Genomic DNA, 580 nt, shown 5'->3' with positions numbered 1-580 from the left:
CAAGCGACAAGCACTACGAAGCGGTAATGAATTCCCACGCTCGTCTCACATATAGCAAAGTGAGCGCGATTCTTGAAGGTGATGAAGAACTGCGTGAACGCTACCAGCCACTCGTGTCGCATCTTGAAGAGTTGCACGCGATGTACAAAGTGTTGAAAGAAGCGCGTGATCAACGTGGTGCGATTGAGTTTGAGACCGTCGAAACCAAATTCATTTTTAATGCTGAGCGCAAGATTGAAAGCATTGAGCCAGTGATTCGTAATGATGCGCATAAGATCATCGAAGAATGTATGATCTTAGCTAACATTGCCTCGGCATCGTTGGTAGAAAAAGCCAAAGAGCCTGCACTGTATCGTATTCACGAATCTCCGGGTGAGCTGCGCTTGCAAGGCTTCCGCGATTTCCTAAGTGAGCTAGGTTTAGAGTTGAAAGGTGGTTTAGAGCCTTCTCCGACAGATTACGCCGATCTCGCGCGTCAAATTGCAGGTCGTCAAGACCAAGAGCTGATCCAAACCATGCTGTTGCGCTCCATGAAGCAAGCGGTGTACAACGCGGACAACGCAGGCCACTTCGGTTTGGC

At 49.0% G+C, this 580-nt stretch carries 1 protein-coding gene; it reads left to right on the top strand.

Annotated features, from left to right (window positions below; all coding sequences use genetic code 11):
- Window positions 1–580, top strand: a 580-nt coding sequence (locus R7Z47_RS26025) for an RNB domain-containing ribonuclease (protein WP_318130924.1), incomplete at both ends; no start/stop codon positions are given.

Origin of the sequence: Vibrio sp. 1641 (assembly GCF_033339995.1) — a bacterium.
In the GTDB taxonomy this organism is placed as follows: Bacteria; Pseudomonadota; Gammaproteobacteria; order Enterobacterales; family Vibrionaceae; genus Vibrio; species Vibrio alginolyticus.
The sequence above is the reverse complement of the archived record's forward strand: the minus strand, read 5'-3'. Positions and strand labels throughout refer to the sequence as shown.